Annotated in this window: 1 protein-coding gene; it reads right to left on the reverse strand. The window is 58.9% G+C overall.

Annotated features, from left to right (window positions below; genetic code table 11):
• Positions 1-44: 44 nt before the first annotated feature.
• Positions 45-960: malic enzyme-like NAD(P)-binding protein (locus tag A3730_RS04930; RefSeq protein ID WP_063537626.1), on the reverse strand; the 916-nt coding region annotated here is incomplete at its 5' end.

The following is a 960-nucleotide window of genomic DNA, read 5'->3' on the forward strand; positions in this document are numbered from 1 at the left end:
GGTTTTTTATGCATCAGGCATGGGACGTCCTGCGTCCGGCGTCATCACAACTCCGGAAAGATCTCGTCCAGCGAATTCAGCGGGTAGTGCGATGGGTAACCCTTACGGGCCACACCGCAATCCACCGCTGCCTTGGCCACAGCCGCAGACACCTTGCCCAGTAAACGCGGATCGTTCGGCTTGGGGATAATATAATCAGCACCAAACGTCAGCGGCTCGCCGCCGTAGGCATCCAGCACCTCCTGCGGAGGCGCGGTGCGTACCAGCTCGGCGATGGCATGTACCGCCGCGATCTTCATTTCCTCGGTGATGGACGTGGAACGCACATCCAGCGCCCCGCGGAACATGTACGGGAAACACAACACGTTGTTCACCTGATTGGGGAAATCCGAACGACCGGTCGCCACAATCGCATCCGAACGCGCCGCCTTGGCCACTTCCGGGCGAATTTCCGGGTCCGGGTTGGCCAGCGCGAAAATGATCGGCTTGGGCGCCATCTTCTTGACCATCTCCGGCGTGAGCATGTCAGGGCCAGAAACCCCGATAAACACATCGGCGTCTTCAACCGCATCATCCAGAGTGCGCTTGTCAGTATCGTTGGCCAGCGCCGCCTTGTACTGATTCAGGTCATCGCGACGGCTGTGGATTACGCCCTTGCGGTCCAGCACCAGGATATTTTCCTTGCGCGCGCCCATTTCGATCAGCAGACGCACGGACGCCACGCCGGCGGCACCGGCACCCACGCAAACGACCTTGATATCTTCGATACGCTTGTTCTGGATTTCCAGCGCGTTAATCAGGCCGGCACCCACCACAATGGCCGTACCGTGCTGGTCATCATGAAACACCGGCACTTCACACTGCTCTTTGAGGATCCGCTCGATCTCGAAACATTCCGGCGCGCGGATATCTTCCAGATTGATACCACCAAAGGTGCGATGGATACGCATCACCGTATCG

The sequence above is a fragment of the Alcanivorax sp. HI0044 genome (genome assembly GCF_001634945.1).